The following is a 13,407-nucleotide window of genomic DNA, read 5'->3' as shown; positions in this document are numbered from 1 at the left end:
TGCATTCCTTATGAATGTGAATTTTTTTCAAGGGTGTAGCCGACATCGTCGGCGATCGTATCGATCCGAACCCGCATCTCATCCAGTCCGTCGTTCAAACCCTTGTTATAAAAGTAAACCCCTATCTCTTCGGCAAAAAAGTCCAAGAGGAATTCCGCGTCGAAGCCGCCGATCTCCTGGTCGAGCTCTTTGGCAACATAGGTTTTGATCTTTTCGATCAGGATCGCCTTCTCTTCGGGCGAAAATACGACGATATCGGACATCTCAGAGCCGGACCGGGATGTTGTTGTCGCGGAGATAGTGTTTGAGCTCCATGATGTCGATCTCTTTGAAGTGGAAGATACTGGCCGCCAGTGCCGCGTCGGCACCGTGCTCGAACGCCTCTTTGATGTGGCCCATCGTGCCCGCCCCGCCGCTGGCGATGACCGGGACGTTGACGAGCGAGCTGATCTGCTCGGTGATGGGGATGTCGAAACCGGCCTTGGTGCCGTCGGTATCCATGGAGGTGAGCAGGATCTCACCGGCGCCGCGGTCGACGGCCTCTTTGGCCCATTCGACGGCGTCGATACCCGTATCAATCCGCCCGCCGTTGAGGTAGACGTGATAGCGGTCGCCCGTCTTTTTCACGTCGATGGCGACGACGATGCACTGCGCCCCGAACCGTTTCGCCCCCTCGTTAATGAGGTCGGGGCGTTTGACCGCCGCGGAATTGACGCTCACCTTGTCGCAGCCGACATTGAGCAGTTTGTAGATGTCGTCGAGTTTGCGGATCCCCCCGCCGACGGTCAGCGGGATAAAGACCTCTTTGGCGACCTGTTCGACGATATGGACGATCGTATCGCGCTCTTCGTGCGACGCGGTAATGTCGAGAAAGGTCAGTTCGTCCGCACCCTCCTCGTTGTAGCGTTTGGCGATCTCCACGGGGTCGCCCGCATCTTTGAGTCCGACGAAGTTGACCCCTTTGACGACGCGGCCGTCCTTGACGTCGAGACAGGGGATGATACGTTTGGCGAAATAATCCATGGGTTCGCTTTCATTAAAGGTATCAAATTATAAGGTAATGCATCTTAATGTGAATGGCTATTCGCTATTTGTGCTACCATTAGGGGAACGATTAATATTATTTAAAGAGGGTGACGTGGCGCGCGTGAGCAAAGAAGAACGTAAAGAGAACATCATTTCGACGGCATTGAAGCTGTTTGCGGAGAAGGGTTTTTATGTCACGACCATTCCCGATATCGCGGCGAAGGTCGGCATGAGCGTCGGGAACTTTTACAACTACTTCAGCTCGAAGGATATTCTCGCCAAAGAACTCATCCTCTATATTTCCGAATACCTCGGCAAGCATATCCGCGAGATCAACGAAGGTCCGGGCAGCGCAAAGGATAAGATCAGCGCGATCGTTACCTTCTATTTCACGATGGCGACCGAACGCCCGGAGATGATCGAGTATTTCCTCCGGATCTACCTCTCCAACCGCGAGGTGTTCGGAGAGTCGTGCGAAGGGATGGTCTGCGTCTCGCCTTTTATTACGGAGATGATGATCTTCTTTGATGACGGTGTTGCCGGGGGCGAACTCCGCGACCAGGATTTTTTCAGCGCCTTCGGCCTCTTTATGGGGTACCTCGGGGGGATGGTCTTTCTCTTCGGTGAGAAGATTCTGCCCGAACCGCTGAGCAGCTACGAGGCCTCCATCGCGGAGAATATCTACCGTGCGCTCAAGACTGTTTAAACCGACGCTGATCTGGCTTCAGGGTGTCACCTGCAACGGCAACACCCACTCCTTTTTAAACCTTCCCTATCTGCCGCAGCTGCTGGCGCGTTTTGAGATCCTCTACCATCCGCTGCTCCCCTGTTCCCAGAACCTGGAGGAGATTGCGCGCTGCAGACGCGGATGTGACGTCCTTGTCTTCGAAGGTGCCTTCGATCCGATGATGGAACGCGCCGGCGTGACGCTGGAGCGGCTGGTGGCGTATTATGCCGAGGAAGCCGGTCACGTCATCGCGGCGGGCAGCTGCGCCAGCTTCGGCGGTATCTTCAAAGCGGCGGCGCCGGAACGTAACAGCGGCCTGGCCTACGCCGGGGAGCATCCCGACGGCCCCCTGCTCGGAAAAGCCGGCAAAGTGATCAATCTCTCCGGCTGCCCCGTGCACCCCGAATGGCTCGGATTCGCCCTGATGAACATCGCGGAGGGGCGTCCTATTTCCGTCGACGCCCTGGGAAGGCCGACGGCGCTCTACCGCCACATGGCGCATGACGGCTGCCTCCGTAACGAATACTTCGAGTGGAAGGTGGATGCGGAGCAGTTCGGGCGGAAGGAGGGGTGCCTCTTCTATGAACACGGCTGCCGCGGGCCGTTGACCCACGCCTCGTGCAACCGGACGCTCTGGAACGGCGTCAGTTCGAAAATGCGCGTCGGCACGCCCTGTTTCGGTTGTACCGAGCCCGATTTCCCGCGCCGCAACCTTTTTGAAACGAAGACGAACATGTCGATTCCCGAAGAGGTGCCGGTCGGCGTCTCCAAGCGCGCCTACCTGACGATGACCGGCATCGCCAAAAGCTTCAAAATCAAACGGCTGGAGGAGCGGCTTACCGATGATGACTAAGGCACTGATTGAACACATCGAGGGGGAGGCGTCGCTCTATTTCGACACCCGCGGGGAGAAGATCACCTGGGCGGAGATCGCCTTTCCGCATTTCAGGGGGATGGAGCGCATGCTCGAGGGGCGCAAGGCGACCGATGCCCTGGTGATCACGCCGCGGGTCTGCGGCATCTGCGGGCACGCTCACCTGATGGCGACCGTCCGGGCGATCGAGGCGGCATACGCGCAGGCGGGCTATCCGGTCGAGCTGACGCGAAAGGCGCGGAGCATCCGGGAGCTGACGCTGGTACTCGAGATGATCCAGAACCATTTCAAATGGCTCTACCTCGTCATCCTGCCCGAACTGGAAAAATTGGGTGTCGGAGGCATCTCTCCGGCCCCGCTCAAGGGCGCCTACGCCGCAGCGCAGGCGACGAAGATCCTTGCGCTCTTCGCCGGGCAGTGGCCCCACAGCTCCTACATGATCCCCGGCGGTGTCACCTGCGACCCGACACACCTGGAGCGGATCCAGGCGGCGGGGCTTCTGGACGAGCTGATCGGTTTTTTCGAAAAGGAGACGGCGGGCGTAGGGCTGGATGCGCTGCTCTCCTTTGCCTCCTGCCGGGAATTCAACCCGCTGCAGAGCGATCTCGGGCGTCTGGAAAAGGGCCTGATCGCGACGGAGATGCATAAAAAGGGGATGGCATACGACCGGTTTGTCGTTCTGGGAGAACACGGCTTTACGGTGCGGGCACGGCTGAAACATACCCGTCCGATGAAAGCTGATCCCTCCCAGGTATCGACGGAACCGGCAGTCTGCCGGGATGAGACGAGTCATGCCCGCAATGTCCGCTACGGGAAGCACTTTTATGAAGTCGGGCCGCTCGCCCGGTCGATCTCGGCCGATACCGCCCTGATCAAAAACATGCATCGACGCTACAAGGACAGCGTGTACACACGGGTGATGGCCAGGGCGTACGAGACGGCCGTGCTGCTACAGCATGCGAAAACGCTGTTGGCGGAACTGGAGCTCTCCGAACCCTCCTATGTCCCGCCGGCGCCCCTTGAACGCATCAGCGCCGAAGGGGAGGGGATCGTCGAGGCCCCGCGCGGACCGCTGATGCATCGCATGCGTCTGGAGCGGGGGATCGTCGCCGAATACGGGATTATTACGCCGACGCAGTGGAACCTCGGCAGTTCCGTGATGTCCGATCCCGCCCCGGCGCAAAAAGCGATGGTCGGTGCCGCCGATATCGCCGAGGCGACGTTCGTTTTCCGCAGTTTTGACGTCTGTTCGGTGTGCACGACGCACTGACCCCCGGACGGCACTATAAAATAATCCATCCATATTTATATTATAAAAAATAAATATAATATATCCAATTCTGCATATTTCATCTTCTGATACATAAGTAACTATAGTAGAATACTAAGGTATAAAATCAAGAAAAATATATTGCCGTTCAATCCCTTCCGGCAGGGCTTTTGGCGGTTTTGGGTCCCAGAGTAGAATCCCATAAAAATAAAAGCGCTTGACACTGAATGAATATTCATTTATAGTTTTTCCATTCCAAACGGCTACCAAGATTCCGACGTCTTTACCGGCGTCCGTTTCACGGCGACAAGCCGAAAAACAATAGGCAGCAGGGCGGCGAATCTCTCCCGGCTGCAGAAAGGAGATTGGAATGAAAGTCAATACACCACCCGGTTACGGCAGCGACGCCAACCAGACCCGGCTGCGGGCAGCTATCGTCGCGCTGGCGGCGACCATGTACCTGCAAACGGACAGTACCGTCTGGCTTCTGCTGCTGGCACTGGATTATTTCGTGCTGCTCAATGCGACGCCATGGATCAGCCCGCTGGCGCTGAGCGCGCGCGCCGCAACGTACATGATACGGTTCGGGGAGCGCAGGGCCGACGCGGCGGAAAAGCGTTTTGCCGACCAGATCAAGTTCGGCGTGACACTGGGGACGCTGGGCACGGACCTGGCGGGATACACGAACATCGCCGGACTGTTTGCCGGCGCATTTGCGATCTGGACGGCGGCCGAAGCGGTGGATGACAGCTGTATGGGGTGTGCCCTCTACCGCTGGTTGAAACGGCATGAGATCGAGGTCGTGGCGCTGTAGGCCCAAACAGGTGCGAAGGTACCGCATTTATCCGTATTTCAAGGAGACGGCATGCATTACGCAACCAATGTAACAGAACTGATCGGCAATACGCCGCTGGTGAAGCTGAACAACGCTTCGGACGAAACGGAAACGACGCTGCTGGGCAAGTGTGAATTCATGAACCCCTCCGGATCGGTCAAGGACCGGATCGGGAAGAATATGATCACGCGGGCGCTGGAGAGCGGGCTTTTGAACAAACAGAGCGTGATCATCGAGCCGACGAGCGGCAATACGGGGATCGCGCTCGCATCGATCGCGGCGGGGCTGGGACTGAAGCTGATCCTGACGATGCCGAGCTCCATGAGCATCGAACGCCGGAAGCTGCTCTTGGCACTCGGGGCCGAACTCGAGCTGACCGATCCCGCCGCGGGGATGGCCGGCGCAGTGGTACGGGCCAAAGAGCTCGCGGCCACGATCGAGAACGGGGTGGTGCTGCAGCAGTTTGAGAACCCGGCCAACCCGGTCGCGCATATGGTGACGACGGCGGAGGAGATCTGGCGGGATACGGCCGGGAAGATCGATATCTTCGTCGCCGCTGTCGGCACCGGGGGCACAATCACCGGGGTGGGGTCGATCCTCAAGGCGTACAACCCGAACATCGAGATCATTGCGGTGGAGCCCAAAGACTCGGCGGTCCTCTCCGGCGGCAAGCCCGGGCCGCACAAAATCCAGGGAATCGGGGCGGGCTTCGTGCCCAAGGTACTCGACCCCTGGGCCTACGGCGAGGTGTTGACCGTCGGAAACGACGAGGCAATGGCTTCGGCGCGGAAGCTGGCCCGGGACGAGGGGCTGCTCGTCGGCATCTCTTCGGGCGCAAACGTGCTCGCCGCCCGCAGAGTGGCGGCCCGGCAGGAGAACCGGGGGAAGATGATCGTGACGATGCTGTGCGATACCGGCGAGCGGTATCTGTCGACGCCGCTGTACGACATCGAAGCAGCCGAGTAGCGGCGAAAACAACAAGAGGGCCGGTCGCACGGCTCCATGAAAAGTGTGGTGACATTATGCAAGAAAAAGCCTATCGGAGTGCGGTGAAAACCCTCTCCTGGCGCGCCGTCGGCACCCTGGACACGATGGTGATCTCGTTCCTGATTACGGGCAGCCTGGCGATGGCCGCCTCGATCGGTTCAATCGAGGTCTTTACGAAAATGGTCCTGTACTACCTGCACGAGCGGGCCTGGACGAGGATCGGCATCGGTCTGCACCGGCCGACCGGCGACGACTATCAGATTTAGGAGAGGTGATGAAAGAGAACATTGAAACATTGAACCGCCGTCTGGCGGGGAAAACCGCCGATGAGGTGCTGGCGTATTTCGCACAGCAGTACGGCGGACGGATCGCACTGGCTTCGAGCTTCGGCGCGGAGGATCAGGTGCTGACGCATCTGCTGCAGCCGCACCGGGAGCACATCGGGGTTTTTACGATCGACACGGGCAGGCTGCCTTATGAGACCTACGACGTGATGGACAGAACAAACCAAAAGTACGGGATGAACATCGACGTCTATTTCCCCGATCCCTCGGACGTGGAGGCTCTCTACAAAGCGCAGGGGATCAACGGCTTTTACGACAGCGTCGAAAACCGCAGGCGCTGCTGCCATGCCCGGAAGATCGCACCGCTGAAGCGCGCGCTTCGGGGCGTGGAGGTCTGGATCACGGGGCTCCGGCGCGAGCAGTCCCCGACCCGCGAATCGATGCGCATGGTCGAGCACGACGAGGCCAACGGCCTGCTGAAGCTCAACCCGCTCATCGAGTGGAGCGAGGCGGAGGTGTGGGAGCATCTCCACGCCAACGGCGTGCCCTACAACCGGCTGCACGACCACGGGTACCCGAGTATCGGCTGTGCGCCGTGTACCCGGGCCGTCGTCCCGGGCGACGATATCCGCTCGGGGCGCTGGTGGTGGGAATCGCCCGAACACAAAGAGTGCGGACTGCACCGAAAGGAGTAAACAATGATCGACAGACAACGTCGCACCCATCTGAGGAAACTGGAGGCAGAGGCGATCCACATCATGCGCGAAGTCGCCGCCGAGTTCGATAACCCGGCCATGCTCTACAGCATCGGGAAGGATTCCTCCGTGATGCTGCACCTGGCGCTCAAGGCGTTTTACCCCGCCAAGCTGCCTTTCCCGCTGCTGCATGTGGATACGACCTGGAAGTTCAGGGAGATGATCGCGTTCCGCGACAGCCGGATCGACGCGCTGGGGCTGGAGCTGCTGGTTCACGTTAACGAAGAGGGCGTCGCCCGCGGTATTGGCCCTTTTACCCACGGGAGCGCGGTGCACACGGACGTGATGAAGACCGAAGGGCTGAAGCAGGCGCTTAAGAAGTACGGGTTCGATGCCGTCTTCGGCGGCGCGCGACGCGACGAGGAGAAGAGCCGCGCTAAGGAGCGGATCTACTCTTTCCGCGACGCGAACCACCGCTGGGACCCGAAAAACCAGCGCCCGGAGCTGTGGAACGTCTATAACGGCAGTATCCGCCGGGGCGAGAGCATCCGGGTCTTCCCGCTGTCGAACTGGACGGAGCTGGACATCTGGCAGTACATCTACCTCGAACAGATCCCGATCGTCCCGCTCTATTTTGCGCAGGAGCGCCCCGTCGTGGAGCGCGACGGCGTGACAATCATGGTCGACGACGACCGGATGCCGCTGCAGGAGGGGGAAGAACCCCGCCTCGAGAGCGTGCGATTCCGGACGCTCGGCTGTTACCCGCTGACCGGCGCGGTCGCTTCGACGGCGACGACGCTGCCGGAGATCATTCAGGAGATGCTGCTGGCGAAGACCAGCGAACGCCAGGGGCGGGTGATCGACAGCGATCAGGCCGGTTCCATGGAGAAGAAGAAAATGGAAGGATATTTCTAATGGAAGCACAAGAGAGACTGATAGCCTCGGACATCGAGCGCTACCTGCATGAACACGAAAACAAGGAGTTGCTCCGGTTCATCACCTGCGGCAGCGTGGATGACGGGAAAAGCACCCTCATCGGCCGGTTGCTGCACGATACGAAGATGATCTTCGAAGACCAGCTGGCGGCGATCACGAAGGAGAGCCGCAAGTCCGGAACGACGGGCGAGCGGGTCGACCTGGCCCTGCTCGTCGACGGTCTGCAGAGCGAACGCGAGCAGGGGATTACCATCGACGTCGCGTACCGCTACTTTGCCACGGACAGGCGCAAGTTCATCATTGCCGACACCCCGGGGCACGAGCAGTATACGCGGAACATGGCGACGGGCGCGTCGACCGCCGACCTGGCGATCATCCTGATCGACGCCCGTTACGGCATCCAGACGCAGACGCGGCGCCATTCGTTTATCGTCCGGCTGCTGGGGATCACCCGGGTAATCGTCGCGGTGAACAAGATGGACCTCGTCGATTTCTCCGAGGGGCGTTTCGAAGCGATCCGGCAGGAGTACATGGCGTTCGCGGCGGGCCTGGATATCGCCGAGGTGTCGGTGATTCCGCTCTCGGCGCTGGAGGGGGACAACGTCGTGGAACGCTCGGCGCGTCTGCCGTGGTACGAGGGCGCGACGCTGCTCGAACTGCTTGAGACGGCCGAACTGGACAGGCAGGTCGACGGGGCGCCTTTCCGTTTCCCCGTGCAGTACGTCAACCGGCCAAACGCCGACTTCCGCGGCTTTGCCGGGACCGTGGCTTCCGGCGCGATCCGCAAGGGCGACACGGTGAAGGTTGTGCCGTCTGGGAAACGGTCGCGGGTGCGTTCGATCGTGACCTTTGACGGCGAACTGGCGGTTGCGGAGGCGGACAATGCCGTGACGCTGACCCTCGAAGACGAGATCGACATCAGCCGCGGCGACATCCTCGTCGACGGCGATGCCGAGATCGCGCTTGCCGGGAAACTCATTGCGGAGCTGGTCTGGATGGACGAGACGCCGCTCGAGATCGGCAGAACCTATACGCTCAAGCGCGCGGCGACAACGGTGGCTGCGAAGGTGGAGGCGATCGATTACCGCTACGACGTCAATACCCTCACGCAGCACGAGGCGGCGGAACTCGGGCTCAACGGTATCGCGCGGGTGCGGCTCCTCCTGGGGGCGCCGATTGCGTGTGACCCGTACGAAGCGAACCGCTACACGGGCAGCTTCATTTTGATCGACCGCGTCAGCAACAACACGTCGGGGGCCGGCATGATCGTCGCGGCGGCGGAAGAGAATACGCTGCCGGAGACGGCGGCCGCATCGTTCGAGGCGGAACTCAACGCCCTGATACGCAGACACTTCCCGCACTGGGAAGCCAAAGCGATTGCATAGGAGGTGATACATGGCATCCGAAACGAAAGCGCAGCGCGTGGAGCGCATCAAGCGCGAAAAGGACGGCCTGGACGTTATCGGCGCGATTGAGGAGTATGCCCGCAGCGGCAGCGACCCGCATCCAGACGATATCGACCGGTTCAAATGGTACGGGCTCTACACCCAGAACAGAAACCTCCAGGGCGAGGAGGACCCGACGCTCTATTTCATGCTGCGGGTCAAGCTCGAGGCGGGGGAGGTGACGACCGAACAGCTCAAAACACTCGGTTACATCTCCAATGCATACGCCCGGCGCAGCGCCGATATCACAACGCGGCAGGACCTGCAGTTCCACTGGATCGAAGTGCGGCATCTGCCGGTGATATTCGCCCTGTTAGAACGCGTCGGGCTCAGTACGAAGATGGCCGCGGGCGACTGTCCGCGCAACGTCGTAAGCTGCCCGGTGGACGGCATTGACCGCGGAGCCGTGGCGGACGTGCGCCCGCTGGTCAGGGCGGTCAACGCGCTGTTCCGGGACAACCGGGATTTTTCGAACCTGCCGCGCAAGTTCAAGATCGGCATCAGCGGCTGCCGCAGTCACTGTATCTCCCACGAGATACAGGACCTGAGCTTTACGGCGGTCGATCACCCGTCGGGCCGCGTGCTTTTCGACGTTAGCGTCGGGGGCGGGCTGGCCAAGAACCGGCGCATCGCTTCACATATCGGTTATGCGGCGGCGGAGCAGGTCGTTGCCATCGCCGAGGCGGTGGCGACCCTGTACCGCGACGAGGGGAACCGCGAAAACCGTTCCAAGGCCCGACTGGGGCACCTTGTCGATGCCTGGGGAGTCGACGCCTTCGTCGCCCGGCTGCAGGCGCTGCTGGGATTCGAGCTGCTGCCGCCGCAGGCCCGGGCCTACACGCCCTACGCCCTGCGGGGCCATTTCGGCGCCCATGCGAGCAGCGTCGAGGGCAGGAGCTACATCGGCTGTGCCGTGACGTCGGGGCGCATCGGCGGGGGCGGGCTGCTGCAACTGGCCAAGGCGATGCAGCGTCACCGTGCCGGCAGGGCCAAGTTCACGACGACGCAGAACGTCGTCGTGCTCGACGTCCCCGAGAGTCGGGTTAGCGCCATGACCGGGGAGCTGGAGCAGGCCGGGCTGTCGTCCAATCCCACCCCCTTCAAAGCGCGAACGCTGGCGTGTACGGGGCTGAACTTCTGCAAGTTCGCCATCAGCGAAACGAAGGAGCTGGCGCGGGAGATCGTCGACTACCTGAATGAGCGCTTCCCCGACTTCAGCGAGCCGGTCTCGATCAGCGTCAACGGCTGTCCGAACGCCTGTGCGCATCCGCACATCGTCGACATCGGGTTCGTGGGGACAATACTGAAGCGCGGGGAGCGGCGGATCAGCGGTTTCGAGCTGATCTTCGGCGGCCACCTGGAAGGCGAGCGCAGCGCGTTCGGTGAAAAGAGCGGCATCAAGGTGGCGCCCGAAGAGGCCGCCGGCATTATCGAGCGCCTGCTGCTGCAGTATCTTAGCAGCGGGTATGAAACATTCGGAGCATTTTTACGGGAGCAGGCATATGACACAACAGCTATTTCGGCCGTTGCTTAAACGGGGGAACCGCAAGACTTTCGTCGCTGAGCAGACGATCGGCCGCCATAAGAAGCACTATTTTGACTACACCGCGTCGGGGTTGGCATTTGAACCGATCGAATCGCGGATCCGGGAGGTCCTCGAGACCTATGCGAACACCCATTCGAAAGAGGCGTCGATGGCGGCGGTGACGGAACACTACTACAACGGGGCCCGAGAGCAGCTCAAAACGCTGCTGGGGCTGGACGACGCCTTCGCCATCCTGCCCTGCGGCTGCGGCGCCACCTCGGCGATCAAGCGTCTGCAGGAGATCCTGGGGGTCTATATCCCCCCGGCGACGCGGAAACGCTGCATCGTACGGGTACGGCCCAAGAACCGGCCGCTGGTCATCGTCGGCCCCTACGAGCACCATTCGAACGAGATCAGCTACCGCGAAGGGATCTGCGACACCGTGCGCATCGGCTTCGATGCCGAAGGGGAGATCGACCTGGAGTACATGGAGATGCTGCTGCAGGCGAACCGCCACCGGGAGGTGATCGGGGCGTTCTGCATCGCTTCGAACGTGACGGGGATCATCACCCCCTATCAGCGCATCTCGCGTCTGCTGCGCCGTTACGGCGCGATGGTCTGTTTCGACGCGGCCGCGTCATCGCCGTATATGAACGTGCCCAGCAAGCTCTACGACGCCATGTTCCTCTCCCCGCACAAACTGCTCGGGGGGCCGGGGTCGTGCGGGCTGCTGGTCATTCGCAAATCGCTGATCAACGATACGGTCGCACCGACGTTCGCCGGCGGGGGCACCGTGACGTACGTGAACCGGAGCGAACACCGTTTCATCGACGAGAAGGAGAGCCGGGAGGATGCGGGCACGCCGGGGATATTGCAGCTCATCCGGGCCGCACTCGCCTACCAGCTGCGCAACGAACTGGGACTGGCCTGGATCAAAAACCGCAAAAAGCAGCTCACGGACTATCTGCTTTCCGGACTGAGGGACATTCCGGGCTGTACGGTGTACGGGGATCTGGAGAGAGAGAACCTCGGGATTGTCTCGTTCAATGTCGAGGGCATCGATCCCTACACACTGTGCGCCGGACTCTCGGAAGCGTGGGGGATCCAGACCCGGGCGGGCTGTTCGTGCGCTGGACCCTACGGGCACGATCTGCTCGGGCTGGCGGATGATGCGGAGCTGCAGACGCGTCCGGGCTGGGTGCGCATCAGCGTGCACTATTCGCAGGAGGTCGCCGATATCGACTACCTCCTTGCATCGATCCGAAATACGATTCGGAGTCTAGGAGAGAAACATGAAAACGGCATCGCTTCCGGTGTTACTTAAGCCCAAAGAGGGCGGGGTCGTCCTTGTCGGTGCGGGAAAAGTGGGGCTGCACAAAGCGGAGGTCCTTGCGGCCAACGGCATTGCGGCAACGGTGATTGCACCCGCCGTCCATGCCGGCTTTGAAGGAGTGCCCCTGCACAGAGTGTTGCGCAAAAACGTGGCAGCCGGCGATCTGAAGGGGGCTTCGGTGGTCATTGACGCTACCGGCGACAACGCCGTGACGGAGATGCTGCTCGGTCTGAAGGCCGCAAAGGGTTTTTTGCTCAACGTTGTCGACGTCCCGTCTCTGTGCGACTTTTACTTCGCTTCCCTGCTGCACTACGGGCCGCTTAAGATCGCCGTCTCGAGCGACGGGGCGAGTCCCACGCTGACGCAGTGCGTCCGGGACAAGATACGGCGCACCCTGCCGCCGGAGCTCGAAACACTCGCACGGGAGAAAGCCGGCGAACGTTCCGGGGGGATGATCGATGCCGCGGCGACGCGTAACGCCACCGGTCGTCTGCTCGCCAGCGTCTCCCTGGTGGGGTGCGGCCCCGGGGATGTGGAGCTGTTGACGCTCAAGGCGTACCATATTATAAAAGAGGCCGATGTCATCCTGTACGACCACCTGATCAGCGAGGAGATCCTGGCGCTGATCCCGACAAAGAGCATCAAGATCTATGTGGGCAAGCGCAAGGGGTGCCACAGCCGTACGCAGGATGAGATCAACCGTATGATCGTGCAGTATGCGGAGAAGGGGTGCAGCGTCGCCAGGCTCAAAAGCGGCGATCCCTATATCTTTGGACGCGGGGCGGAGGAGGCAGCATACCTGGCCGAAAAAGGGTTCCGCGTCAGCGTGGTCGCCGGCATCTCATCAGCGATCGCGGGGCCGGCAGTCGCCGGCATCCCCGTGACCGCCCGGGGGTACGCGGCGAACTTTTCCGTTGTTTCGGCCCATTTGAAAGGGGCGAAGACCAACCTATCGTGGATCGATCTGCTCCGGCAGCCCGATCATACGACAGTGGTGCTGATGGGGCTGTCGCTTTCCCGGGCCATCCGTGACGCCGCGCTGGAGCGGGGTATCAGCCGGACACTGCCGGCGGCGATCGTTTCCAATGCAACGCGTCCGAATCAGCAGACGCGGGTTACGACGCTTGGCAAGCTTGCCGACGCCGCCGGGGCAGTCGAAGGACCGGCCATTATCGTCTTCGGCGACGTCGTCAGGCTGCATGCCATACTGCCAGGCTACCTCGAGGGCGGCAAAAGAGCGGAGCGGGCGGCGGCAAACGCCGTCTAGTCCGATGGGACCGGGCAGAGAGGCCGTACAGGGCAGACATTATGTCTTGAAATATTGTTATCATAGATATGGATCTTCACAAAAATCTCTTCTAAAGCTGGTTCCAAAAAGATATAAGAATTTCACCGGGAAAGGGGCCAAACCCCAACTTTAGATAAGTTTAAGTTATTAGCACATAGAATGGTGAATGATCATTCATTTAT

General features: G+C 60.7%; 14 protein-coding genes. 12 read left to right on the top strand and 2 right to left on the bottom strand.

Annotated elements, in window-relative coordinates:
- Positions 1 to 8: 8 nt before the first annotated feature.
- Positions 9 to 263, bottom strand: a complete 255-nt coding sequence (locus WCY31_RS12670) for a DUF2164 domain-containing protein (protein WP_345972687.1) — start codon at positions 261 to 263, stop codon at positions 9 to 11.
- A 1-nt stretch (position 264) separates the two neighbouring features.
- Positions 265 to 1,023: an imidazole glycerol phosphate synthase subunit HisF gene (gene hisF / locus WCY31_RS12665; protein WP_345970153.1), complete on the bottom strand. Its 759-nt coding sequence runs from the start codon at positions 1,021 to 1,023 to the stop codon at positions 265 to 267.
- A gap of 124 nt (positions 1,024 to 1,147) precedes the next feature.
- On the opposite strand from hisF, the gene WCY31_RS12660 reads away from it, so the two are divergent.
- From WCY31_RS12660 to cobA, 12 genes are all read left to right on the top strand, one after another.
- Complete coding sequence (locus WCY31_RS12660) at positions 1,148 to 1,732, top strand: TetR/AcrR family transcriptional regulator (protein ID WP_345970151.1); 585 nt, start codon at positions 1,148 to 1,150, stop codon at positions 1,730 to 1,732.
- Positions 1,713 to 2,606: a hydrogenase gene (locus tag WCY31_RS12655; RefSeq protein ID WP_345972686.1), complete on the top strand. Its 894-nt coding sequence runs from the start codon at positions 1,713 to 1,715 to the stop codon at positions 2,604 to 2,606. The genes WCY31_RS12660 and WCY31_RS12655 overlap by 20 nt, the downstream gene beginning before the upstream one ends.
- On the top strand, positions 2,596 to 3,897 hold the full coding sequence (locus WCY31_RS12650; RefSeq protein ID WP_345972685.1) for a nickel-dependent hydrogenase large subunit: 1,302 nt from the start codon (positions 2,596 to 2,598) through the stop codon (positions 3,895 to 3,897). Before WCY31_RS12655 ends, WCY31_RS12650 begins: the two co-directional genes overlap by 11 nt.
- 370 nt (positions 3,898 to 4,267) lie before the next feature.
- On the top strand, positions 4,268 to 4,711 hold the full coding sequence (locus WCY31_RS12645) for a DUF4395 family protein (RefSeq protein WP_345970145.1): 444 nt from the start codon (positions 4,268 to 4,270) through the stop codon (positions 4,709 to 4,711).
- Between the two features lie 51 nt (positions 4,712 to 4,762).
- On the top strand, positions 4,763 to 5,698 hold the full coding sequence (cysK, locus tag WCY31_RS12640) for a cysteine synthase A (protein ID WP_345972684.1): 936 nt from the start codon (positions 4,763 to 4,765) through the stop codon (positions 5,696 to 5,698).
- 56 nt (positions 5,699 to 5,754) lie between these two features.
- The gene (locus WCY31_RS12635) at positions 5,755 to 5,985 is read left to right on the top strand and encodes a DUF2061 domain-containing protein (protein WP_231019493.1); all 231 of its coding nucleotides are present in this window, start codon (positions 5,755 to 5,757) and stop codon (positions 5,983 to 5,985) included.
- An 8-nt stretch (positions 5,986 to 5,993) separates the two neighbouring features.
- Positions 5,994 to 6,698: a phosphoadenylyl-sulfate reductase gene (locus tag WCY31_RS12630; protein WP_345972683.1), complete on the top strand. Its 705-nt coding sequence runs from the start codon at positions 5,994 to 5,996 to the stop codon at positions 6,696 to 6,698.
- Positions 6,699 to 6,701: 3 nt separating this feature from the next.
- On the top strand, positions 6,702 to 7,613 hold the full coding sequence (gene cysD, locus WCY31_RS12625) for a sulfate adenylyltransferase subunit CysD (protein WP_345972682.1): 912 nt from the start codon (positions 6,702 to 6,704) through the stop codon (positions 7,611 to 7,613).
- Positions 7,613 to 9,019, top strand: a complete 1,407-nt coding sequence (gene cysN, locus WCY31_RS12620) for a sulfate adenylyltransferase subunit CysN (RefSeq protein WP_345972681.1) — start codon at positions 7,613 to 7,615, stop codon at positions 9,017 to 9,019. Before cysD ends, cysN begins: the two co-directional genes overlap by 1 nt.
- A 10-nt stretch (positions 9,020 to 9,029) precedes the next feature.
- Positions 9,030 to 10,613: a nitrite/sulfite reductase gene (locus tag WCY31_RS12615; protein WP_345972680.1), complete on the top strand. Its 1,584-nt coding sequence runs from the start codon at positions 9,030 to 9,032 to the stop codon at positions 10,611 to 10,613.
- A complete protein-coding gene (locus WCY31_RS12610; protein ID WP_345972678.1) occupies positions 10,582 to 11,928 on the top strand; it encodes an aminotransferase class V-fold PLP-dependent enzyme in 1,347 nt (448 codons plus the stop codon). The genes WCY31_RS12615 and WCY31_RS12610 overlap by 32 nt, the downstream gene beginning before the upstream one ends.
- Positions 11,897 to 13,204 (top strand): uroporphyrinogen-III C-methyltransferase, encoded by a 1,308-nt coding sequence (cobA, locus tag WCY31_RS12605; RefSeq protein WP_345972676.1) that lies wholly within the window; start codon positions 11,897 to 11,899, stop codon positions 13,202 to 13,204. Before WCY31_RS12610 ends, cobA begins: the two co-directional genes overlap by 32 nt.
- Positions 13,205 to 13,407: the final 203 nt, after the last annotated feature.

Origin of the sequence: Sulfurimonas sp. HSL3-1 (assembly GCF_039645995.1) — a bacterium.
Lineage (GTDB): Bacteria > Campylobacterota > Campylobacteria > Campylobacterales > Sulfurimonadaceae > Thiomicrolovo > Thiomicrolovo diazotrophicus.
The sequence above is the reverse complement of the archived record's forward strand: the minus strand, read 5'-3'. Positions and strand labels throughout refer to the sequence as shown.

Coding starts and splice junctions, on each gene's coding strand:
- WCY31_RS12610 (WP_345972678.1), top strand. CDS start 10,582: ATGACACAACAGCTATTTCGGCCGTTGCTTAAACGGGGGAACCGCAAG.
- WCY31_RS12670 (WP_345972687.1), bottom strand. CDS start 263: ATGTCCGATATCGTCGTATTTTCGCCCGAAGAGAAGGCGATCCTGATC.
- WCY31_RS12615 (WP_345972680.1), top strand. CDS start 9,030: ATGGCATCCGAAACGAAAGCGCAGCGCGTGGAGCGCATCAAGCGCGAA.
- WCY31_RS12650 (WP_345972685.1), top strand. CDS start 2,596: ATGATGACTAAGGCACTGATTGAACACATCGAGGGGGAGGCGTCGCTC.
- cysN (WP_345972681.1), top strand. CDS start 7,613: ATGGAAGCACAAGAGAGACTGATAGCCTCGGACATCGAGCGCTACCTG.
- WCY31_RS12645 (WP_345970145.1), top strand. CDS start 4,268: ATGAAAGTCAATACACCACCCGGTTACGGCAGCGACGCCAACCAGACC.
- cobA (WP_345972676.1), top strand. CDS start 11,897: ATGAAAACGGCATCGCTTCCGGTGTTACTTAAGCCCAAAGAGGGCGGG.
- cysK (WP_345972684.1), top strand. CDS start 4,763: ATGCATTACGCAACCAATGTAACAGAACTGATCGGCAATACGCCGCTG.
- hisF (WP_345970153.1), bottom strand. CDS start 1,023: ATGGATTATTTCGCCAAACGTATCATCCCCTGTCTCGACGTCAAGGAC.
- WCY31_RS12635 (WP_231019493.1), top strand. CDS start 5,755: ATGCAAGAAAAAGCCTATCGGAGTGCGGTGAAAACCCTCTCCTGGCGC.
- cysD (WP_345972682.1), top strand. CDS start 6,702: ATGATCGACAGACAACGTCGCACCCATCTGAGGAAACTGGAGGCAGAG.
- WCY31_RS12630 (WP_345972683.1), top strand. CDS start 5,994: ATGAAAGAGAACATTGAAACATTGAACCGCCGTCTGGCGGGGAAAACC.